Raw genomic sequence first — 20,946 nt, 5'->3', positions numbered from 1 at the left:
AGGAGTTGGCATGGCGAACATGTTTGCCCTGATCCTGGTCATCGCTACGCTGGTGACAGGTCTGCTGTGGTGTCTGGATAAGTTTATCTTCGCCCCAAAACGCCGCGAACGTCAGGCTGCCGCGCAGGCAGCGACTGGCGACCAGCTGGACGCGAAAACCCTGAAGAAAGTTGGCCCGAAACCGGGCTGGCTGGAAACGGGCGCGTCGGTATTCCCGGTGCTGGCAATTGTGCTGGTGGTACGTTCGTTTATTTACGAACCGTTCCAGATCCCATCGGGTTCCATGATGCCAACGCTGCTGATCGGGGATTTTATTCTGGTTGAGAAGTTTGCCTACGGCATCAAAGATCCGATTTACCAGAAAACGCTGATCGAAACCGGTCATCCGAAACGTGGCGACATCGTGGTGTTTAAATATCCGGACGATCCGCGTCTGGATTACATTAAGCGCGCGGTGGGTCTGCCGGGAGATAAAGTGACCTACGATCCGGTTGCGAAGGAAGTCACCGTTCAGCCGGGCTGCAGTTCCGGTACCGCCTGTGAAAATGCGCTGCCAATCACCTACTCAAACGTTGAGCCAAGTGATTTTGTGCAGACCTTCGCCCGCCGTAACGGCGGTGAAGCAACGAACGGGTTCTTCCAGCTGCCGAAAGGCGAAACTAAAGAGAACGGTATCCGCCTGGTTGAGCGCAAAGAGACCCTGGGTGATGTCACTCACCGCATCCTCACTGTGCCAATCGCGCAGGATCAGCTGGGTATGTACTACCAGCAGCCGGGCCAGCAGCTGGCAAGCTGGATTGTACCGCCAGGGCACTACTTCATGATGGGTGATAACCGCGATAATTCAGCGGACAGCCGTTACTGGGGCTTTGTGCCGGAAGCGAATCTGGTCGGTAAAGCTACCGCCATCTGGATGAGTTTTGAGAAGCAGGAAGGTGAATGGCCGACTGGCGTTCGCCTGAATCGTATTGGCGGAATCCATTAATTCTCACTAAATGAACGCGTAGCCGCTTTAATTAGCGGCTACGTGAATTATTTCCACGATAAATCTCTTCGAACTAACGACATCCCCTGTCGTTGTGTATAGAATATTCCCCCGAAGTTTAAGGTTGGCCCTGCAAGGGTGCCACGGCACACGAAACCGCGTTGGTTTTCTCAGGTCGGTTTCGTGTGCTGCATTTTTGACGCATTCATTTATTGGTATCGCATGAACCCCATCGTAATTAATCGGCTTCAACGGAAGCTGGGCTACACTTTTCATCATCAGGAGTTGTTGCAACAGGCATTAACCCACCGCAGTGCCAGCAGCAAGCACAATGAGCGTCTCGAGTTTCTGGGCGACTCTATTTTAAGTTTCGTGATTGCGAATGCGCTTTATCATCGTTTCCCGCGCGTGGATGAAGGTGATATGAGCCGCATGCGCGCCACGCTGGTTCGGGGTAATACCCTTGCGGAAATCGCGCGCGAATTTGAACTGGGCGAATGTCTGCGTCTTGGGCCGGGTGAACTGAAAAGCGGCGGCTTCCGTCGTGAATCTATTCTTGCCGATACGGTCGAAGCATTAATTGGTGGTGTGTTCCTGGACAGCGATATCCAGACCGTCGAAAAGCTGATCCTTAACTGGTATCAGACTCGTCTGGACGAAATTAGCCCGGGCGATAAACAAAAAGATCCGAAAACGCGCCTGCAGGAATATTTGCAGGGTCGTCATCTGCCGCTGCCATCCTATCTGGTGGTGCAGGTGCGTGGCGAAGCGCACGATCAGGAATTTACCATCCATTGCCAGGTCAGTGGCCTGAGTGAACCGGTGGTGGGCACAGGTTCAAGCCGTCGTAAGGCTGAACAGGCTGCCGCCGAACAGGCGTTGAAAATGCTGGAGCTGGAATGAGCGAAGAAAAAACCTATTGCGGATTTATTGCCATCGTCGGACGTCCGAACGTCGGCAAATCCACCCTGTTGAATAATCTGCTTGGGCAGAAGATTTCCATCACCTCGCGTAAGGCGCAGACCACGCGTCACCGCATCGTCGGTATCCATACTGAAGGCGCGTATCAGGCGATCTACGTCGATACCCCGGGCCTGCACATGGAAGAGAAGCGTGCCATTAACCGTCTGATGAACAAGGCGGCGAGCAGCTCCATCGGCGATGTAGAGCTGGTGATTTTCGTTGTGGAAGGCACCCGCTGGACGCCGGACGACGAAATGGTATTGAACAAGCTGCGTGACGGCAAAACGCCGGTCATCCTCGCGGTCAACAAAGTTGACAACGTGCAGGAAAAAGCTGACCTGCTGCCTCATCTGCAGTGGCTGGGCAGCCAGATGAACTTCCTTGATATCGTTCCGCTGTCTGCTGAGACCGGTATGAACGTCGATACCATCGCGGGCATCGTGCGCAAGCATCTGCCGGAAGCGATTCATCATTTCCCGGAAGACTACATCACCGATCGCTCTCAGCGCTTTATGGCGTCTGAAATCATCCGTGAAAAGCTGATGCGTTTCCTGGGCGCTGAGCTGCCGTACTCTGTGACGGTAGAGATCGAGCGTTTCCAGAGCAATGAGCGCGGTGGCTACGATATTAACGGCCTGATCCTCGTTGAGCGTGAAGGGCAGAAGAAGATGGTGATCGGCAACAAAGGTGCCAAGATCAAAACCATCGGCATTGAAGCCCGTAAGGACATGATGGAGATGTTCGAAGCGCCGGTTCACCTCGAACTGTGGGTGAAAGTGAAATCTGGCTGGGCCGATGATGAGCGTGCTCTGCGCAGCCTCGGTTACGGCGAAGACCAGTAACTCAAGACGACGAGTATAATGGAAGGTTGGCAGCGCGCCTTCGTTCTCCATAGTCGTCCCTGGAGCGAAACCAGCCTCATGCTGGACGTCTTCACGGAAGAGTCAGGCCGCGTGCGCCTTGTTGCGAAAGGCGCACGTTCCAAACGTTCTAATCTGAAAGGTGCCTTACAGCCTTTTACGCCGCTGCTGGTTCGCTTTGGCGGGCGAGGGGAAGTCAAAACTCTGCGCAGCGCAGAAGCCGTCTCTCTGGCGCTTCCCCTTTCTGGCATCACGCTCTACAGCGGTCTGTATGTCAACGAGCTTATCTCTCGCGTCCTTGAACATGAGACTCGCTTCTCGGAACTTTTCTTCGATTATCTGCACTGTATCCAGGCACTGGCTGGCGCAACCGGCACGCCCGAGCCTGCGCTGCGCCGTTTCGAACTGGCGCTGCTGGGTCATCTCGGGTACGGCGTGGATTTTCTGCACTGCGCGGGCAGCGGTGATGAGGTGGAAGACACCATGACCTACCGCTATCGCGAAGAAAAAGGCTTCATTGCCAGTATTGTGATAGACAACAGCACCTTTACCGGTCGCCAGCTCCGGGCGCTATATGAGCGCGAGTTTCCCGATCAAGATACCCTGCGCGCCGCAAAACGCTTTACCCGGATTGCCCTCAAGCCGTATCTTGGCGGTAAGCCCTTAAAGAGCCGCGAATTATTCAGGCAGTTTATGCCGAAACGTTAGACCACAGAATCGAAAAGAAAACCGAGGATTGTCATGGCTGAATTACTGTTAGGCGTCAACATCGATCACATCGCCACGCTGCGCAATGCACGCGGCACGGCGTATCCCGATCCGGTTCAGGCGGCGTTTATCGCTGAACAGGCTGGCGCCGACGGCATTACCGTTCACCTGCGTGAAGACCGCCGCCATATCACTGACCGCGACGTACGCATTCTGCGCCAGACGCTGGACACCCGTATGAATCTGGAGATGGCGGTCACCGAAGAGATGCTGGCGATTGCCTGCGAGACCAAACCGCATTTCTGCTGCCTGGTGCCGGAAAAACGCCAGGAAGTGACCACAGAAGGCGGTCTGGACGTGGCAGGGCAGCAGGACAAAATGCGCGATGCCTGCAAGCGCCTGGCGGATGCCGGAATTCTGGTTTCTCTGTTTATTGACGCTGATTTCACCCAGATCAAAGCCGCTGCTGACGTGGGCGCGCCGTATATCGAAATCCACACCGGCTGCTATGCCGATGCCAAAAATGATGCCGAACAGGCCAAAGAGCTGGAGCGTATCGCCAAAGCGGCCACCTACGCCGCGAGCCTGGGCCTGAAGGTCAACGCCGGCCACGGCCTGACCTACCACAACGTGAAGGCCATTGCCGCCCTGCCGGAAATGCACGAGCTGAACATCGGCCACGCCATTATTGGACGCGCGGTGATGAGCGGCCTAAAAGAGGCGGTCTCTGAAATGAAACGCCTGATGCTGGAAGCGCGTCAGTAATGGCCATTCTGGGCTTAGGCACCGATATCGTTGAAATAGCCCGCATTGAAGCGGTGATCGCCCGCAGCGGCGATCGCCTCGCAAGACGCGTGCTGAGCGATAACGAATGGGCCATCTGGGAAACGCATCAGCAGCCGGTGCGTTTTCTGGCAAAGCGCTTTGCCGTAAAAGAGGCGGCAGCCAAAGCTTTCGGGACCGGCATTCGTAACGGCCTGGCATTTAACCAGTTCGAAGTGTTTAACGATGATCTGGGCAAACCGAGCCTGCGTTTGTGGGGAGAAGCGCAAAAACTGGCGGAGAAGCTGGGGGTGAATCATATGCACGTGACGATCGCAGATGAACGCCACTATGCCAGCGCGACGGTGATTATCGAAAGTTAAAGTTTGTCTGCGTGGTGCATCAGCACAAACTTATCCCACAGCTGTTCTTCGCTTTCGACGTGTGCCGGATCCTTCAGGATAGTATTGGGGATCGGGCACACCTTCTGGCAGGTCGGCGTTTCATAGTGGCCGATGCATTCCGTGCAGCGGTCGCTGTTAATCTCATAAATGCTGTCGCCCATCGAAATTGCCTGGTTAGGGCATTCGGGTTCGCACATATCGCAATTGATGCATTTTTTGGTAATTAACAGCGCCATCAGGAAATTCTCAGAAACAACACAAACTGGGCGGGCATTATACGCGTCAAACCAGTTTCTTTACCAGTTCTTCGCTATGGCGAATGCGTTCGGGCGCGCGCTCCAGATCCTGCTGCACCAGCGCCATAAACAGCAGATCCGTCAGCATCATTTGCGCACTGGTGGATGAAATCGCCGCGCTGCGCGTGGCCTGCTCTTCGGCAATGGTATATAAACAGCGCGTTGCCCGCTGCTGCAGCGCATTGGGCGTAAAGCCGGTGATCGCCAGAATTTTCCCGCCGACGCGCAGGGCTTCATCGGTGGCCATGTTGATCTCGCGGCGCTCGCCGGAGTAGGAGATCGCCAGCAGCAGATCGTCAGGATCCATCGCCTGCACGGTCGCCAGCAGGGCGTGCATATCCTGCTCGACGATTGCGTTAAAACCGATTTTAGTCAGCTTCCAGCCAAAATTACGCGCCACCAGACCGGACGCGCCAATACCGGTCAAAATAATACGCCGCGCCGCCCGCAGCATCGCCACGCTTTCCAGTAATTTCTCTTCGGTATTCACATCCAGCGTGGCGTGCATGGCCGCCACGTTCTCCTTGATCAGCTTTTCCCCGACCAGACGCATCGGGTCATCGCCGCGGATCTGGTTATGCACCGGCATGGACTGCGGGTTCGGGTTACTCACCAGCGCTTCGCTGATTGCCAGCTTAAGAGCGGGAAAACCCTTAAACCCGATCTTCTGGGCAAATTTTACCACGCTTGACTGACTCACTCCGGCTTCGCTTGCCAGCTGCTGAGAACTGAGGTGGCGGGCGCGATCGGGCTGAGAAAGCAGAAAATCCGCCAGCTTTTTGTCGCTTTGAGCAAAGCCGGCGTAGCGCTGGCGAATGCGAATTAAACAGTTCATAGGTACTCCCGGCGGAAATGTGATTGTCTGCGCAAATACGAATTTTGCTCGCCTGAATGAATTTTATATTCCATTATAGTGTGATTATTATGAATTAAAAATTCTTGAGGTACAAAAGATGAATCTTGGCTCACTTGTTTCTGAAACGCGTAACCCGCAAACCATGGATCTGGATGCCCTCTCCACCCTGGAGCTGGTTAACCGTTTTAATCAACAGGATACGCTGGTCGCGCAGGCAGTAAAAGAGACATTGCCTGAGGTGGCGAAAGCGGTCGATGCGGCGGCGGAAGCCCTCAAGGCCGGTGGTCGCATTATCTATATGGGGGCCGGTACCAGCGGGCGTCTCGGTGTGCTGGATGCTTCCGAATGTCCGCCCACCTTTGGCGTTCCGCACGGCCTGGTGGTCGGTTTAATTGCCGGTGGTCCCGGTGCGCTGCTGAAAGCGGTAGAAGGGGCGGAAGATAATAAACAGCTGGGTGAAGATGATCTGAAAGCACTGAACCTGACCGCGCAGGATCTGGTGGTCGGGCTGGCGGCATCCGGGCGCACGCCGTACGTCATTGGTGGCCTGGAATACGCCAACCGGACGGGCTGCACGACGGTCGCTATCTCCTGTAACCCGGGCTCACCGATTGCGCAGGTCGCCGCTATCGCCATCTCTCCGGTCGTCGGGCCGGAAGCGCTCACCGGCTCCACGCGCCTGAAATCCGGGACCGCGCAAAAGCTGGTGCTCAATATGATCTCCACCGGCGCGATGGTGAAGTTCGGCAAGGTCTATCAGAACCTGATGGTGGATATGCAGGCCACCAACGTCAAGCTGGTGGACAGAGCCTGCCGCATGGTGATGGAGGCGACAGGCGCGGCTCGGGAAGAGGCGGAGGCGGTGCTCAGGCAGACCGATCACGACGTCAAACCGGCCATCCTGATGATTTTAAGCGGGCTGGATGCAGCAGCAGCACGAGCCAAACTTGAGGCGCATAATGGCTTCTTACGGGCGGCGTTAGAAAACTAGCAGAGGCGTGTATGGACAAAACAGCAGCGCTCGCCAGCGATATCCTGCAGGGGATTGGTGGGGAGAAAAATATTCAGCGTCTGGAAAACTGCATGACGCGCGTGCGCGTCGAGGTGCATAACGACGATCAGCTTGACGTGCCGCGCCTGAAACAACTCTCCGGCGTGAGCGGGTACGTGAAACAGGGGCAGCAGCATCAGCTGATCGTCGGGCCCGGGAAAGCGGCGCAGGTTGTCGATGCCATGCGCGCGCTGATGGTCGGCGGCGCGAGCGTGACGGTCGACGACGCTGAACGTACCAAAGCGCAGGCGAAGGCGAAATACAAAGCCCCGATGAGCGACGCGCTGCGACAGCTGGCAAACGTCTTTATCCCGCTGATCCCGGCGTTTATTGCCTCCGGCCTGATCACCGGGATCATCAACATCCTCAAGCGGCCGGATATCGTCGGGGACTTTGCCACGCAGTATCCGAACCTGCTGGGGATTCTCGGGATCTTCGGCAGCGCGGTGTTTGCCATCATGAACATCCTGGTCGGGGTCAATACCGCGAAGGTGTTTGGCGGATCGCTGGCCATGGGCGGCGTAATGGCGGGGATCTTGTCCAGCCCGCAGCTGGCGCAAATCACGCTGTTTGGCGAGGCGCTCCAGCCGGGGCGCGGCGGGGTGATAGCCGTGCTGCTGGTGGTTATCCTGATGTCCTGGATCGAGAAAAAGCTACGCGCGGTTCTGCCTGGCTCGATTGAGCTGATACTCAACCCGCTGCTGACCACGTTAATTACCGGTAGCGTCGCGATTGTTGTCCTGCAGCCGCTAGGCGGGTGGATCTCTGACGCCATCGCTCACGGCGCGTCTCTGGCTATCGACCGCGGCGGCCTGCTGGTGGGGGCGGTGCTGTCTGGCACCTTCCTGCCGCTGGTGCTGACCGGCCTGCATCAGGGGCTGGTTCCCATTCACGTCGAACTGGTGCAGGCGCACGGCTATAACGCGTTGCTGCCTATCCTGTCGATGGCGGGCGTCGGGCAGGTGGGGGCAGCGATTGCCGTCCTGATGAAAACCCGCAACGCGCGCCTGAAAAAGGTGATCAAAGGGGCGCTGCCGGTCGGGCTGCTCGGCATTGGCGAGCCGCTGATCTTCGGCGTCACGCTGCCGCTGGGTAAACCCTTCCTTGCAGCCTGTCTGGGGGGCGCGGTAGGCGGGGCGCTTATCAGCTACTGGAAAGTCGCTACGGTTATCACCTTTGGTCTCTCCGGTTTACCGCTGGCGTTAACCATCGTGACCGGAAAAGTCATGCTCTATCTGTTAGGCTATTTAGTAGCGGTGATCGCCGGGTTCCTGTTTACCTGGCTGTTAGGATTCAACGACCCAGAGGAGTAAGGTTTGGCCAATCACGAGCGTCGCGTTGTCTTTTTCGATCTGGATGGAACGCTGCATCAGCAGGATATGTTTGGTACGTTTATGCGCTACCTGCTGCGGCGCCAGCCTCTGAACGCGCTGCTTGTCCTGCCGCTCTTACCTGTGATTGGCATCGCGCTGCTGGTGAAAGGCCGGGCGGCGCGATGGCCGATGAGCCTGCTGCTGTGGGGATGCACCTTTGGCCACAGCGAAGCGCGGCTCAAACAGCTCGAACAGGATTTCGCGCACTGGTTCCGCGGCCACGTCGCCGCGTTTCCCGTGGTTCAGGCGCGCCTGACCAGCTATCTTGACGCCAACGATGCCGACATCTGGCTGATTACCGGCTCCCCGCAGACGCTGGTGGAGCAGGTCTACTTTGATACCCCCTGGCTGCCGCGCGTCAATCTTATCGCTACGCAAATTTCCCGCGGCTACGGCGGCTGGGTTCTGACGATGCGCTGCCTGGGGCATGAAAAAGTGGCCCAACTGGAAAAACGCATCGGCACGCCGCTGCGCCTTTACAGCGGCTACAGCGACAGCAAGCAGGACAACCCGCTGCTCTATTTTTGCCAGCATCGCTGGCGCGTTACTCCCCTCGGTGAACTTCAGCAACTCGAATAGTCTTATCTATAAGGGGTGTGTATAATGCCGCCCGCTTTTCGACTGGAGTATCAGCCCTTGTCCACCTCAGAACACAATCATGAATACTGGATGCGCCACGCGCTGGCGCTGGCTCAACGTGCCTGGGACGAGGGCGAAGTGCCCGTGGGCGCGGTGCTGGTTCATAACAACCAGGTGATTGGGGAAGGGTGGAACCGTCCTATTGGTCGCCACGATCCTACCGCGCATGCCGAAATAATGGCGCTTCGCCAGGGCGGACTGGTGCTGCAAAACTATCGCCTGCTCAATACCACCCTGTACGTGACGCTGGAGCCGTGCGTGATGTGCTCCGGTGCAATGGTGCACAGCCGAATCGGAACCCTGGTGTTTGGCGCGCGGGATGAAAAAACCGGGGCCGCCGGTTCACTGATGGACGTGCTGGGTCACCCGGGAATGAATCATCAGGTGCAGACTATCGGTGGGGTACTTGCACCAGAGTGTTCGGGGCTATTAAGCGATTTCTTTCGAATGCGCCGTCAGCAGAAAAAGCAACAAAAGGCAGAATTGAAGTTGTCGGGTGATTAAGCTCGTCCGGCGCCACAACCGGATAACTTTCCGCCAGCTGTTTTGCCTCGGTCGCCTCTTTCTCTTTCTCCAGCAGATAGCCGACCAGGCTAATCTGATACTTACGGATATTTTCCACATAGGCGTAGGCTTCATGTCCGCGCGCGTAGCCGTACGTCAGCTTGTTGTACCATGGCTTCTGGCTCAGCAGCGGCAGGCGCTGTTTTACGTCTGACCAGCTGTCCGGGTTCCCCTTCGTTTTCGCCGTCAGAGCCCGCGCGTCAAGCATGTGCGCATAGCCCATGTTGTAGGCCGCCAGCGCAAACCAGATCCGTTCCTCTTCCGGCACCGTCTCCGGCACTTTAGCCATCATATCCTGCAGGTAGCGCGCCCCGCCGCTGATGCTCTGTTCCGCATCGGTACGGTCGTTCACGCCCAGGCTTAACGCGGTATTTTTGGTTAACATCATCAGTCCGCGTACGCCCGTGGGCGACGTGGCCTGGGTGTCCCAGTGGGACTCCTGGTACGAGATCGCCGCCAGCAGTTTCCAGTCAATTTCCTGGGCGTATTTTTCGAATAGCGGCTGCAGGTCCGGCAGGACGCTGTCCACCGCGCGCAGGAAGCTGCGGGTGTCAACGTAGTCAAAGTCATCACCGTGGCCGAGGTACTTCTCCTCAAGGCGTGCCAGCGTGCCGTCTTCATTAATGGTGTTATAGAAATCGAGCATGGCCGCCGAGAGGGTCTGGTCGTCATCCAGATGGGTAAACCAGGTCACCGGCTGTTCGTCCGTCACGTCCAGCGCCACGGCGATTTCAGGATGCACCCGCTGGAACAGGCTGATCGCCACCGAATCAGCGATGGTGTAGGGCAGTTTCTGATCTTTGACCTGATCCAGCAGCTCCGTCGTGCCGAGTTTAGGGTCAACCGTCCAGCTCAGGTCGGGATATTTTTTCTCTTTCAGCTCACGCAGATCGTCAATCACCACGTGGCCGGGAGCAATTGTTAGCTGTTGCGCGTTAATCGAGGCCAGCGTACGCGGGCGCAGGCTCCCGACACGATAGACCAGCTGCTGGGAAACTGAATAGTAGGTCGGTCCTGGCTGGTAGTTCTTGCTGCGCTCGCTGTTGTACACCAGCCCGGCAGCGAGGATATCGGCATCGTCATTATCCAGGTCGTCAAACAGCTGGCTGATGTTCTGACGCACGGTAATTTTGAGCTTCACGCCCAGGTAGTCAGCGAACTGCTGCGCCAGCTCATAATCCAGACCGATGGTTTTGCCGTTGATGTCGCTGTAAATCAGCGGAGAGTTGAGGGTACTGACGCGCAGTTCCCCCCGCTCCTGAATGGCGGCGATTCGGTTTTCGGCTTTGCCGAACCAGGGGATGGAAGGCCAGAGGGCCACTGCCAGCAGCAACGTAACAATGCCGATGAGCAGATAATTAATCTTTAATTTTTTCAATTAGTTAATTCTCTGCGACGCCGGTTGCCTCAGTCTGCTGTAGCCATGTTAATCATAAGGTTTGCCATTGAATGAGCGGCATTTTGCGTAAACTTGCGCCACTTGGCAACCAATTAGAGAGACAGGTCACATCTATTGTTAAATGCTGAAGTCGATTTTATTTCGACGCAAACGGTTTCGTCGACGCTCAGGATTCTCTATAATGACGCCCGTTTTCCCCCCTTGCGCACACTGTAAGCGCCCCGGCGCTTCGAAGACGAGAGACTTATGATGGAAATTCTGCGTGGTTCGCCTGCACTGTCTGCCTTCCGTATTACCAAACTGCTGGCACGTTTTCAGGCGGCCGACCTTCCGGTAAGCAATATTTACGCTGAGTATGTCCATTTTGCTGACCTGAATGCCCCCCTGAATGCAGAGGAGCGCGTACAGCTGGAACGCCTGCTCAAGTATGGCCCAAATCTGAGCAGCCATACGCCAACCGGCAAACTGATCCTTGCGACGCCGCGTCCGGGCACCATCTCCCCCTGGTCTTCCAAAGCCACCGATATTGCTCACAACTGCGGCCTGAGCCAGATTAACCGTCTGGAGCGCGGCGTGGCGTACTACGTTGAAGCCTCTACCCTGAGCGACGCGCAGTGGCAGGCCGTTGCGGCGGAGTTGCACGACCGCATGATGGAGAGCGTGTTTGCTTCTCTGGATGACGCACAGAAACTGTTCTCCCACCATCAGCCTGCGCCGGTACAGAGCGTAGACTTGCTGGGGCAGGGCCGTCAGGCGCTGATTGACGCCAACCTGCGTCTCGGCCTGGCGCTGGCAGAAGACGAAATTGACTACCTGCAGGACGCGTTCGTTAAGCTCAACCGCAACCCGAACGACATCGAACTCTACATGTTCGCGCAGGCCAACTCTGAGCACTGCCGCCATAAGATTTTCAACGCCGACTGGATTATCGACGGCGAACAGCAGCCGAAGTCGCTGTTCAAAATGATTAAAAACACCATGGAACAAACCCCTGACCACGTGCTGTCTGCCTATAAAGACAACGCCGCGGTGATGGAAGGTTCCGAGGTGGGCCGCTTCTTCGCCGATCGCGAAGCAGGGCGTTATGACTTCCATCAGGAGCCTGCGCATATCCTGATGAAAGTGGAAACCCACAACCACCCGACGGCCATTTCTCCGTGGCCGGGTGCGGCGACCGGCTCCGGCGGTGAAATCCGTGACGAAGGGGCGACCGGCCGTGGGGCGAAACCAAAAGCGGGTCTGGTCGGTTTCTCCGTTTCTAACCTGCGCATCCCTGGCTTTGAACAGCCGTGGGAAGAAGATTTCGGCAAGCCAGAGCGCATCGTGACCGCGCTGGATATCATGACCGAAGGCCCGCTGGGCGGCGCGGCGTTCAACAACGAATTTGGTCGTCCGGCGCTGAACGGTTACTTCCGTACCTACGAAGAGAAAGTGGACAGCCACAACGGCGAAGAGCTGCGCGGCTACCACAAACCGATCATGCTGGCGGGCGGGATCGGCAACATCCGTGCCGATCACGTCCAGAAAGGCGAGATCGTCGTCGGTGCGAAGCTGATCGTGCTCGGCGGCCCGGCCATGAACATCGGTCTGGGCGGCGGTGCGGCCTCCTCTATGGCCTCCGGCCAGTCTGACGCGGATCTCGATTTTGCTTCCGTGCAGCGCGACAACCCGGAAATGGAGCGTCGCTGCCAGGAAGTGATCGACCGCTGCTGGCAGCTGGGCGATGCCAACCCGATTCTGTTCATCCACGACGTGGGCGCGGGCGGTCTGTCCAACGCCATGCCGGAGCTGGTGAGCGACGGTGGCCGCGGCGGGCGCTTCAACCTGCGCGACATCCTGAGTGATGAGCCAGGCATGAGCCCGCTGGAGATCTGGTGCAACGAATCCCAGGAGCGCTACGTGCTGGCGGTTGCTGCGGATCAGCTGCCGCTGTTTGACGAGCTGTGCCGCCGCGAGCGCGCGCCGTATGCCGTTATCGGTGAAGCGACCGAAGAGCAGCACCTTTCCTTAAGCGACACCCACTTTGACAACCAGCCGATCGATCTGCCGCTGGACGTGCTGCTCGGTAAAACGCCGAAGATGACCCGCGACGTAACAACCCGTAAAGCGGCAGGCAAAGCGCTGGATCGCCAGGGCATTACCGTGGCGGAAGCGGTTAACCGCGTGCTGCATCTGCCTGCTGTGGCAGAGAAAACCTTCCTCGTGACCATCGGCGACCGTACCGTGACCGGTATGGTATCGCGCGATCAGATGGTTGGTCCGTGGCAAATCCCGGTCGCTAACTGCGCCGTGACCACCGCGAGCCTCGACAGCTACTACGGCGAAGCGATGGCGCTGGGCGAACGCACCCCGGTGGCGCTGCTGGACTTCGCGGCCTCTGCCCGTCTGGCGGTCGGTGAAGCGCTGACCAACATCGCCGCGACGCAGATTGGCGACATCAAACGTATCAAACTTTCTGCAAACTGGATGGCCGCAGCCGGTCACCCTGGCGAAGATGCTGGCCTGTATGAAGCCGTGAAAGCGGTGGGCGAGGAGCTGTGTCCTGCCCTCGGCCTGACCATTCCGGTGGGCAAAGACTCCATGTCGATGAAAACCCGCTGGCAGGAAGGCAACGAGCAGCGCGAGATGACCTCTCCGCTGTCGCTGGTGATCACCGCGTTTGCCCGCGTGGAAGACGTGCGTCACACCGTTACGCCGCAGCTTGTGACCGAAGACAACGCCCTGCTGCTGATTGACCTGGGTAAAGGTCACAACGCGCTGGGTGCCACCGCGCTGGCGCAGGTTTATCGCCAGCTTGGCGATAAGCCAGCCGACGTGCGTGACGTTGCCCAACTGAAAGGCTTCTACGACGCCATCCAGGCGCTGGTGGCGCAGCGTAAGCTGCTGGCCTACCACGACCGTTCCGACGGCGGCCTGCTGGTGACGCTGGCAGAGATGGCCTTCACCGGCCACTGTGGCGTGGAAGCGAACATTGCAACGCTTGGTGAAGACCGTCTGGCGGCGCTGTTTAACGAAGAGCTGGGCGCGGTGATTCAGGTACGTGCCGCGGATCGCGACGCGGTGGAAGCGATCCTGGCGAAGCACGGTCTGGCAGACTGCGTCCACTATCTGGGTAAAGCCGTTCATGGCGACCGCTTCGTCATTGAAGCAGACGGCCACGCGGTGTTCAGCGAAAGTCGCACCACGCTGCGCATGTGGTGGGCAGAAACCACCTGGCAGATGCAGCGCCTGCGCGATAATCCGGAATGCGCCGATCAGGAGCATAACGCGAAGGCCAATGACCAGGATCCAGGCCTGAACGTGAAGCTCTCCTTCGACATCAACGAAGACATTGCCGCGCCGTACATCGCGACCGGCGCGCGTCCGAAAGTGGCGGTGCTGCGCGAGCAGGGCGTTAACTCCCACGTTGAGATGGCGGCAGCCTTCCACCGTGCGGGCTTTGACGCCATCGACGTCCACATGAGCGACCTGCTGGCGGGCCGTACCGGTCTGGAAGATTTCCAGGCGCTGGTGGCGTGCGGCGGCTTCTCCTACGGCGACGTGCTGGGCGCGGGCGAAGGCTGGGCGAAGTCCATCCTGTTTAACAGCCGCGTGCGTGACGAGTTCGAGACCTTCTTCCACCGTCCGCAGACGCTGGCGCTGGGCGTGTGTAACGGCTGCCAGATGATGTCTAACCTGCGCGAACTGATCCCGGGCAGCGAAGCCTGGCCACGCTTTGTGCGTAACCAGTCCGACCGCTTCGAAGCACGCTTCAGCCTGGTAGAAGTGACCCAAAGCCCGTCTCTGCTGCTGCAGGGAATGGTAGGGTCGCAGATGCCAATCGCCGTTTCCCACGGTGAAGGTCAGGTAGAAGTGCGCGATGCGGCGCATCTGGCTCAGCTTGAGAGCAAAGGCCTGGTGGCGCTGCGCTTTGTCGATAACTTCGGCAAGGTGACAGAAACCTACCCGGCGAACCCGAACGGCTCCGCCAACGGTATTACGGCGGTGACCAGCGAAAGCGGTCGCGCGACCATCATGATGCCGCATCCGGAGCGCGTGTTCCGTACCGTGAGCAACTCCTGGCATCCGGAAAACTGGGGCGAGGACAGCCCGTGGATGCGTATCTTCCGCAACGCGCGTAAGCAGCTGGGTTAAGACGTAAAGCAGGTACTTTGTAGGCCCGGTAAGCGGTAGCGCCACCGGGCTTTTTTATGCGTGTCGCAAAATTGCGACAAAGAGGGTATTTGACTGTCTCCGAATGGAGACATTTAACTCATTGATTTATATAAGGCGGGGCGGGTTCCCGTTAAGGTGTTGCTTAATAGCGACACTTAGCCTGGAAATCATTCAGTGCACAACCAACAAGGTAAACGAGTAAAAACTATATATTTCAACATGTTAATATTTTGTTTTGCATTCTGGCACGGGTGTTGCATAATTATTAACCAGTGGCTCATTCACCTTCTTATGTCAGCCCCTTCGGGACGTGCTACATAAACTTCGAATGACGCACAAAAAGGTGCCTGCCGTCCAACTACTGATCATTGCGTTGCTTTATCAGGCCAGGGCGAAACGTCGAGTTAGGCACCGCCTTATTCCATGACAAAGCCGGGTTTTTACCCGGCTTTGTTGTATCTGAAGGGCAGACTCAGTTACGCTCTCCGTAAACCCCCATGAAGAGAGTAATGCGTTGAAACGCTGGCCCGTTTTCCCCCGCTCCCTGCGACAGCTCGTGATGATGGCCTTCCTGCTGATCCTGCTGCCGCTGCTGATCCTTGCCTGGCAGGCATGGCAGAGCCTCAACGCGCTCAGTGCCCAGGCGGCATTAACGAACCGCACCACGCTTATCGACGCCAGGCGCAGTGAAGCGATGACCAACGCCGCGCTGGAGATGGAGCGTAGCTATCGTCAGTACTGCGTGCTCGACGATCGGACGCTGGAGAAGGTGTACCAGAGCCAGCGCAAACGCTACAGCGAAATGCTGGATGCCCACGCAGGTGTGTTGCCGGATGACAAGCTGTATCAGGCGTTGCGCCAGGATCTGAACGATCTCGCTCAGCTGCAGTGCCAGAACAGCGGCCCGGATACGGCTGCCGCCGCGCGCCTTGAGGCATTCGCCGCCGCCAATACCGAAATGGTGCAGTCAACGCGCACGGTCATTTTCTCTCGCGGGCAGCAGTTGCAACAGGAGATTGCCGAGCGCGGCCAGTTCTTCGGCTGGCAGGCGCTGGTGCTGTTCCTGGTAAGCCTCGGGCTGGTGCTGCTCTTTACCCGCATGATCATCGGCCCGGTGAAGGGCATCCAGCGTATGATTAACCGCCTGGGGGAGGGGAAATCACTCGGGGATACGGTCGCCTTTAAAGGCCCGCGCGAGCTGCGATCCGTCGGCCAGCGCATTATCTGGCTGTCTGAGCGCCTGGCGTGGCTCGAATCTCAGCGCCACCAGTTTCTGCGCCATATTTCCCATGAACTGAAAACGCCGCTGGCCAGCATGCGTGAAGGAACGGAGCTGCTGGCAGATGAAGTGGCAGGACCGCTTACGCCGGAGCAGAAAGAGATCGTCGAGATTCTTGATGCCAGCAGCCGCAATCTGCAAAAGCTGATTGAGCAGCTTCTGGACTACAACCGCAAGCTGGCAGATGGGACGGTGGTGCTGGAAACCGTCGAGATTGAGCCGCTGGTGGATATGGTGATCTCCGCCCATAGCTTGCCGGCACGAGCTAAAATGATGCATACCGGGGTGGAGCTGAGTGCGCCAACCTGCCTGGCTGAACCCATGCTGTTGATGAGCGTTCTGGATAATCTTTATTCCAATGCGGTGCACTATGGTACTGAATCCGGTAACATTTATATCCGAAGCTATACGAAGGGTTCCCGGGTGTTTATTGACGTCGCTAACACCGGCACCCCGATCCCCGATGACGAAAAAACCATGATCTTCGAACCCTTTTTCCAGGGAAGTCATCAGCGGAAGGGTGCGGTAAAAGGAAGTGGTCTGGGCTTAAGCATCGCCCGGGACTGCATACGACGCATGCAGGGTGAGCTAAACATTGCCACGGACGAACGTTCGGATGTTTGCTTCCGTATTGAACTGCCCCTGAGCCGGAAAAATTAATAAAATGAATCTATGTCTGGTGAGTATGTCACACGTCTTTTTCCGCGCCGTACGCGCGGTCTTTTCCAGCAAAACGCGTTTTCTGAGTCTGCCCTGTTTAGTCCTGGTGGGGTGCGTATCCCATGCCCCGCAAAGTGCAATAAGCGATAAACAGGAAGATAAATGGCCAGATAACCAGCTGGCTGATTTTCTCTCCACCCGCTGTGACGACATCTGGAACCTGTCAGGACATGATGTCGAGAATAATCCCCTGTTCTGGCTGCGCGGGATAGATTGCGCCCAGCGGCTTGCGCCAGTGGACGCCCGCTCGAAAGCGGCGATGCTGGATGACGATACCTGGCAGGATGCTTTCAAACGCGGGATATTACTGGCTGATGCGAAAATTACCCCCGTTGAGCGTCGGGCCAACGTGACCCGGCTGGACACGTTTGTGGTCAATCTTCCGGTACAGGTGCGCCCGGTTTACCAGCTCTGGCGTGATGGGCAGACGCTCCAGCTTCAGCTGTCTGAAGAGCGCTCCCGCTACAGTAAGCTACAGCAGTCAACCGACAGCGAGCTTGATACGCTGCGTCAACAGCAGCAACATTTACGGAGTCAGCTGGATACCACGACCCGCAAGCTGGAAAACCTGACCGATATTGAAAGACAGCTCTCGTCGCGTAAATATCAGCCTGGCAGTTCATCCGCTGCACCGGACAGCGACACGCAGAAACAAGAGGATGTGAAGCATGACGAGCCGTAAACCCGCCCATCTCTTACTGGTGGATGACGATCCCGGTCTGTTAAAGCTGCTGGGGATGCGTCTGGTGAGTGAAGGCTACACCGTGGTGACCGCCGAGAGCGGGCAGGAGGGGCTTAAAGTCCTCAGCCGCGAGAAGATCGACCTGGTGATCAGCGACCTGCGGATGGACGAAATGGACGGTATGCAGCTGTTCGCCGAAATCCAGAAGCAGCAGCCGGGCATGCCGGTAATAATCCTGACGGCGCACGGGTCAATCCCGGATGCTGTTGCCGCAACCCAGCAGGGCGTGTTCAGCTTTCTTACCAAGCCGGTGGATAAAGACGCGCTCTACAAAGCCATCGACAGCGCGCTGGAGCACGCCGCACCGTCCGGTGACGACGCCTGGCGTGAATCCATCGTCACCCGCAGCCCGATAATGCTGCGTCTGCTTGAGCAGGCGCGAATGGTTGCACAGTCCGACGTTAGCGTGCTGATTAACGGCCAGAGCGGAACCGGGAAAGAGATCCTGGCGCAGGCGATCCACAACGCCAGCCCGCGCAGCAAAAACGCGTTTATCGCCATCAACTGCGGCGCGCTGCCGGAACAATTGCTCGAATCTGAACTGTTTGGCCATGCCCGCGGCGCCTTCACCGGTGCGGTAAGCAGCCGTGAAGGGCTGTTCCAGGCCGCGGAAGGCGGCACGCTGTTCCTGGACGAAATTGGTGACATGCCTGCGCCGCTGCAGGTCAAACTGCTGCGCGTGTTGCAGGAGCGAAAAGTTCGCCCGCTGGGCAGCAACCGCGACATCGACATCAACGTGCGAATCATTTCCGCCACCCACCGCGATTTGCCCAAAGTGATGGCGCGCAACGAGTTCCGTGAAGATCTCTACTACCGGCTGAACGTGGTGAACCTGAAGATCCCGGCGCTGGCGGAGCGCGCGGAAGATATTCCGCTGCTGGCGAACCATCTGTTGCGCCAGGCGGCCGATCGTCATAAACCGTTCGTGCGCGCGTTTTCCACCGATGCGATGAAACGGCTGATGGCCGCCAGCTGGCCGGGTAACGTGCGCCAGCTGGTGAACGTGATTGAGCAGTGCGTGGCGCTGACGTCGTCGCCCGTTATCAGTGACGCGCTGGTGGAGCAGGCGCTGGAAGGGGAAAACACGGCCTTACCGACGTTTGCGGAAGCGCGTAACCAGTTCGAACTGAACTATCTGCGCAAGCTGCTGCAGATAACCAAAGGCAACGTGACCCACGCGGCGCGGATGGCCGGACGCAACCGCACCGAGTTCTATAAGCTGCTCTCACGCCACGAGCTGGAAGCAAACGATTTTAAAGAGTAATGCCGTATGGTACTGTGAGCAATCGATTACGAGGCAGCTTACAGGCAAGAGTTTAAGGACCCACCATGAAAAAGATTGATGCGATTATTAAACCTTTCAAACTGGATGATGTACGTGAAGCGCTGGCGGAAGTGGGCATCACCGGGATGACCGTGACGGAAGTGAAAGGTTTTGGTCGCCAGAAGGGCCACACCGAGCTTTATCGTGGCGCAGAGTACATGGTCGACTTTCTGCCGAAAGTAAAAATTGAAATCGTGGTCAGCGACGATATCGTCGATACCTGCGTGGATACCATTATCCGTACGGCGCAGACGGGCAAAATTGGCGACGGGAAAATCTTCGTCTTTGACGTGGCGCGTGTGATCCGTATCCGTACCGGTGAAGAAGACGACGCAGCGATTTAACAATTCGCCACCCGGCGAAAAAAAGCCCCTCGCTCGAGGGGCTTTTTGCGTTACAGCACCTTATGCGGCCCGAAACATTCGTAATGAATGTTGCCTTTATTCACGCCCAGCTCAACCAGCTGCTTCGCGGCATACTGCATAAACGCCACTGGTCCACAGACGTAGAACTGCATTTCAGGCGCGCTAAACGCCCCTTCCATCTGGCTTAAATTCATCAGACCTTCGCTGTCAAAGCGTGCGGCAGTGCGGTCTGCCTCCGTCGGCAGGCGATACCAGGTATGCGCGGTGAAACGCGGCAGGGCCGCTCCCAGCGTTTTCACTTCATCCGCAAAGGCGTGCACGTCGCCGTTTTCCGCAGCGTGGAACCAGTTGACCTGCGCGTCGTGGTTTGCTTTCGCCAGCGTGTCCAGCATCGCCAGCATTGGCGTTTGGCCGACGCCCGCAGAGATAAGCGTAACCGGGGTATTCGTTTCAACGGCCATAAAGAAATCGCCCGCCGGCGCGGCCAGATGGACCACGTCGCCCACGTTGGCTTCGTTATGTAGCCAGCTGGAAACCTGACCGCCGTCCTCACGCTTCACCGCAATGCGGTAGCCTTTGCCGTTTGGCTTGCGGGTCAGGGAGTACTGGCGAATCTCCTGGTGCGGGAAGCCTTCAGGCTTCAGCCAGACGCCCAGATACTGACCTGGCTGGTAATCGGCAACCGGCTGACCGTCCACTGGCTCGAACTCAAAGCTGGTGATCAGTGCGCTGCGCGGCGTTTTCTCGACGATGCGGAAGGCGCGTGTACCTTCCCATCCACCCGTTTTACCGGCGTTTTCGCTGTAGATTTGCGCTTCACGGTTGATGAATACGTTTGCCAGCACGCCGTAGGCTTTACCCCAGGCGTCCAGCACCTCCTGGCCCGGGCCGAACATTTCGTCCAGCGTCGCCAGCAGGTGGCCGCCGACAATGTTGTACTGCTCAGGTTGGATCTGGAAGCTGGTGTGCTTCTGCGCGATTTTTTCCACCGCAGGCAGCAATGCCGCCAGGTTTTCGATGTTGCTGGCGTAGGCGGCAATAGCGTTGAACAGCGCTTCACGCTGATCGCCGTTACGCTGGTTGCTCATGTTGAAAATCTCTTTGAGCTCCGGGTTGTGCGTGAACATGCGATCGTAGAAATGGGCGGTCAGTTTAGGACCCGTTTCAACCAGCAGGGGAATAGTGGCCTTCACGGTAGCGATGGTTTGGGCGTCGAGCATAGCAGCTTCCTTCTGATGTTACTTTAATGATGTATTTTGAATGCATCTTATAAAAATACCCCTGCAATGTAAATGGTTCTTTGCATCGTGAAAAATATGCATCACAAACCTGAAAAGAAATCCGTTGAAAATGATGAGAGCTTTATTCCTCAAACCCTTGCGTGGCGTGAAGGTAAACGTTTGCGTAAAATCGTTTGTCAAGACCTGTTATCACAGAACTATTCAGTTATACTGTTGCCCGTCGTCCAACAGGACTGCCTTTTCAGGCCAAAATTTACTTG

The 20,946-nt window shown here is 57.3% G+C and carries 19 protein-coding genes; 15 read left to right on the top strand and 4 right to left on the bottom strand.

Annotation, left to right across the window (positions count from 1 at the left end; all coding sequences use genetic code 11):
- Positions 1 to 10: 10 nt before the first annotated feature.
- The 6 genes from lepB to acpS all read left to right on the top strand — a co-directional run bounded on the left by lepB (position 11) and on the right by acpS (position 4,661).
- Entirely contained in the window at positions 11 to 985 is a 975-nt protein-coding gene (lepB, locus tag MX657_RS17070; protein ID WP_119915331.1) for a signal peptidase I, read from the top strand.
- Between the two features lie 222 nt (positions 986 to 1,207).
- On the top strand, positions 1,208 to 1,888 hold the full coding sequence (gene rnc, locus MX657_RS17065) for a ribonuclease III (protein ID WP_003860711.1): 681 nt from the start codon (positions 1,208 to 1,210) through the stop codon (positions 1,886 to 1,888).
- Positions 1,885 to 2,790, top strand: coding sequence for a GTPase Era (gene era, locus MX657_RS17060; RefSeq protein WP_080328392.1), 906 nt, complete (start codon positions 1,885 to 1,887; stop codon positions 2,788 to 2,790). The genes rnc and era overlap by 4 nt, the downstream gene beginning before the upstream one ends.
- 18 nt (positions 2,791 to 2,808) lie before the next feature.
- The gene (gene recO, locus MX657_RS17055; protein ID WP_080328393.1) at positions 2,809 to 3,516 is read left to right on the top strand and encodes a DNA repair protein RecO; all 708 of its coding nucleotides are present in this window, start codon (positions 2,809 to 2,811) and stop codon (positions 3,514 to 3,516) included.
- A gap of 33 nt (positions 3,517 to 3,549) precedes the next feature.
- Entirely contained in the window at positions 3,550 to 4,281 is a 732-nt protein-coding gene (pdxJ, locus tag MX657_RS17050; protein ID WP_217479184.1) for a pyridoxine 5'-phosphate synthase, read from the top strand.
- Positions 4,281 to 4,661 carry a holo-ACP synthase gene (gene acpS, locus MX657_RS17045; protein WP_333017416.1) on the top strand — a complete coding sequence of 127 codons (381 nt, stop codon included), beginning with the start codon at positions 4,281 to 4,283 and terminating at the stop codon, positions 4,659 to 4,661. Before pdxJ ends, acpS begins: the two co-directional genes overlap by 1 nt.
- Here acpS and MX657_RS17040 read toward each other — a convergent pair.
- Both MX657_RS17040 and MX657_RS17035 read right to left on the bottom strand, forming a co-directional pair.
- The gene (locus tag MX657_RS17040; RefSeq protein ID WP_008502177.1) at positions 4,658 to 4,918 is read right to left on the bottom strand and encodes a YfhL family 4Fe-4S dicluster ferredoxin; all 261 of its coding nucleotides are present in this window, start codon (positions 4,916 to 4,918) and stop codon (positions 4,658 to 4,660) included. The genes acpS and MX657_RS17040 overlap by 4 nt on opposite strands.
- A gap of 46 nt (positions 4,919 to 4,964) precedes the next feature.
- The gene (locus tag MX657_RS17035) at positions 4,965 to 5,813 is read right to left on the bottom strand and encodes a MurR/RpiR family transcriptional regulator (protein WP_028014092.1); all 849 of its coding nucleotides are present in this window, start codon (positions 5,811 to 5,813) and stop codon (positions 4,965 to 4,967) included.
- Between the two features lie 118 nt (positions 5,814 to 5,931).
- Here MX657_RS17035 and murQ point away from each other — a divergent pair, with 118 nt between their 5' ends.
- Genes murQ through tadA form a run of 4 tightly spaced genes read left to right on the top strand, consistent with a single transcriptional unit; the run spans position 5,932 to position 9,401 of the window.
- Positions 5,932 to 6,825 carry an N-acetylmuramic acid 6-phosphate etherase gene (gene murQ, locus MX657_RS17030; protein WP_080328396.1) on the top strand — a complete coding sequence of 298 codons (894 nt, stop codon included), beginning with the start codon at positions 5,932 to 5,934 and terminating at the stop codon, positions 6,823 to 6,825.
- A gap of 11 nt (positions 6,826 to 6,836) precedes the next feature.
- Positions 6,837 to 8,198, top strand: a complete 1,362-nt coding sequence (locus MX657_RS17025) for a PTS transporter subunit EIIC (protein WP_346806223.1) — start codon at positions 6,837 to 6,839, stop codon at positions 8,196 to 8,198.
- A gap of 3 nt (positions 8,199 to 8,201) precedes the next feature.
- Positions 8,202 to 8,837 (top strand): phosphatidylglycerophosphatase C, encoded by a 636-nt coding sequence (gene yfhb / locus MX657_RS17020; protein ID WP_080328398.1) that lies wholly within the window; start codon positions 8,202 to 8,204, stop codon positions 8,835 to 8,837.
- Between the two features lie 24 nt (positions 8,838 to 8,861).
- Positions 8,862 to 9,401 (top strand): tRNA adenosine(34) deaminase TadA, encoded by a 540-nt coding sequence (gene tadA / locus MX657_RS17015; RefSeq protein WP_429844166.1) that lies wholly within the window; start codon positions 8,862 to 8,864, stop codon positions 9,399 to 9,401.
- Here tadA and mltF read toward each other — a convergent pair.
- Complete coding sequence (gene mltF / locus MX657_RS17010) at positions 9,289 to 10,839, bottom strand: membrane-bound lytic murein transglycosylase MltF (protein ID WP_080328400.1); 1,551 nt, start codon at positions 10,837 to 10,839, stop codon at positions 9,289 to 9,291. The genes tadA and mltF overlap by 113 nt on opposite strands.
- Positions 10,840 to 11,106: 267 nt before the next feature.
- On the opposite strand from mltF, the gene purL reads away from it, so the two are divergent.
- The 5 genes from purL (at position 11,107) to glnB (ending at position 19,424) form a co-directional block, all read left to right on the top strand.
- The gene (gene purL / locus MX657_RS17005) at positions 11,107 to 14,994 is read left to right on the top strand and encodes a phosphoribosylformylglycinamidine synthase (RefSeq protein ID WP_346806222.1); all 3,888 of its coding nucleotides are present in this window, start codon (positions 11,107 to 11,109) and stop codon (positions 14,992 to 14,994) included.
- Between the two features lie 535 nt (positions 14,995 to 15,529).
- Positions 15,530 to 16,954, top strand: a complete 1,425-nt coding sequence (qseE, locus tag MX657_RS17000; protein ID WP_119915338.1) for a two component system sensor histidine kinase QseE/GlrK — start codon at positions 15,530 to 15,532, stop codon at positions 16,952 to 16,954.
- Between the two features lie 4 nt (positions 16,955 to 16,958).
- Positions 16,959 to 17,696, top strand: coding sequence for a two-component system QseEF-associated lipoprotein QseG (gene qseG / locus MX657_RS16995; RefSeq protein WP_346806221.1), 738 nt, complete (start codon positions 16,959 to 16,961; stop codon positions 17,694 to 17,696).
- Positions 17,683 to 19,020 carry a two-component system response regulator GlrR gene (gene glrR, locus MX657_RS16990; RefSeq protein WP_028014084.1) on the top strand — a complete coding sequence of 446 codons (1,338 nt, stop codon included), beginning with the start codon at positions 17,683 to 17,685 and terminating at the stop codon, positions 19,018 to 19,020. The genes qseG and glrR overlap by 14 nt, the downstream gene beginning before the upstream one ends.
- Before the next feature lie 65 nt (positions 19,021 to 19,085).
- A complete protein-coding gene (glnB, locus tag MX657_RS16985) occupies positions 19,086 to 19,424 on the top strand; it encodes a nitrogen regulatory protein P-II (RefSeq protein ID WP_003860685.1) in 339 nt (112 codons plus the stop codon).
- A gap of 50 nt (positions 19,425 to 19,474) precedes the next feature.
- Here the strand turns inward: glnB and hmpA are convergent, their stop codons facing one another.
- Positions 19,475 to 20,665 (bottom strand): NO-inducible flavohemoprotein, encoded by a 1,191-nt coding sequence (gene hmpA, locus MX657_RS16980; protein ID WP_346806220.1) that lies wholly within the window; start codon positions 20,663 to 20,665, stop codon positions 19,475 to 19,477.
- Positions 20,666 to 20,946 lie beyond the last annotated feature (281 nt).

It is taken from the genome of Enterobacter chuandaensis (genome assembly GCF_039718975.1).
In the GTDB taxonomy this organism is placed as follows: Bacteria; Pseudomonadota; Gammaproteobacteria; order Enterobacterales; family Enterobacteriaceae; genus Enterobacter; species Enterobacter chuandaensis.
This window is presented reverse-complemented; position numbering and strand designations above follow the sequence as displayed.

Coding starts and splice junctions, on each gene's coding strand:
- hmpA (WP_346806220.1), bottom strand. CDS start 20,665: ATGCTCGACGCCCAAACCATCGCTACCGTGAAGGCCACTATTCCCCTG.
- rnc (WP_003860711.1), top strand. CDS start 1,208: ATGAACCCCATCGTAATTAATCGGCTTCAACGGAAGCTGGGCTACACT.
- MX657_RS17035 (WP_028014092.1), bottom strand. CDS start 5,813: ATGAACTGTTTAATTCGCATTCGCCAGCGCTACGCCGGCTTTGCTCAA.
- glrR (WP_028014084.1), top strand. CDS start 17,683: ATGACGAGCCGTAAACCCGCCCATCTCTTACTGGTGGATGACGATCCC.
- glnB (WP_003860685.1), top strand. CDS start 19,086: ATGAAAAAGATTGATGCGATTATTAAACCTTTCAAACTGGATGATGTA.
- acpS (WP_333017416.1), top strand. CDS start 4,281: ATGGCCATTCTGGGCTTAGGCACCGATATCGTTGAAATAGCCCGCATT.
- pdxJ (WP_217479184.1), top strand. CDS start 3,550: ATGGCTGAATTACTGTTAGGCGTCAACATCGATCACATCGCCACGCTG.
- tadA (WP_429844166.1), top strand. CDS start 8,862: ATGCCGCCCGCTTTTCGACTGGAGTATCAGCCCTTGTCCACCTCAGAA.
- MX657_RS17040 (WP_008502177.1), bottom strand. CDS start 4,918: ATGGCGCTGTTAATTACCAAAAAATGCATCAATTGCGATATGTGCGAA.
- lepB (WP_119915331.1), top strand. CDS start 11: ATGGCGAACATGTTTGCCCTGATCCTGGTCATCGCTACGCTGGTGACA.
- MX657_RS17025 (WP_346806223.1), top strand. CDS start 6,837: ATGGACAAAACAGCAGCGCTCGCCAGCGATATCCTGCAGGGGATTGGT.
- murQ (WP_080328396.1), top strand. CDS start 5,932: ATGAATCTTGGCTCACTTGTTTCTGAAACGCGTAACCCGCAAACCATG.
- recO (WP_080328393.1), top strand. CDS start 2,809: ATGGAAGGTTGGCAGCGCGCCTTCGTTCTCCATAGTCGTCCCTGGAGC.
- qseG (WP_346806221.1), top strand. CDS start 16,959: ATGAATCTATGTCTGGTGAGTATGTCACACGTCTTTTTCCGCGCCGTA.
- era (WP_080328392.1), top strand. CDS start 1,885: ATGAGCGAAGAAAAAACCTATTGCGGATTTATTGCCATCGTCGGACGT.
- purL (WP_346806222.1), top strand. CDS start 11,107: ATGATGGAAATTCTGCGTGGTTCGCCTGCACTGTCTGCCTTCCGTATT.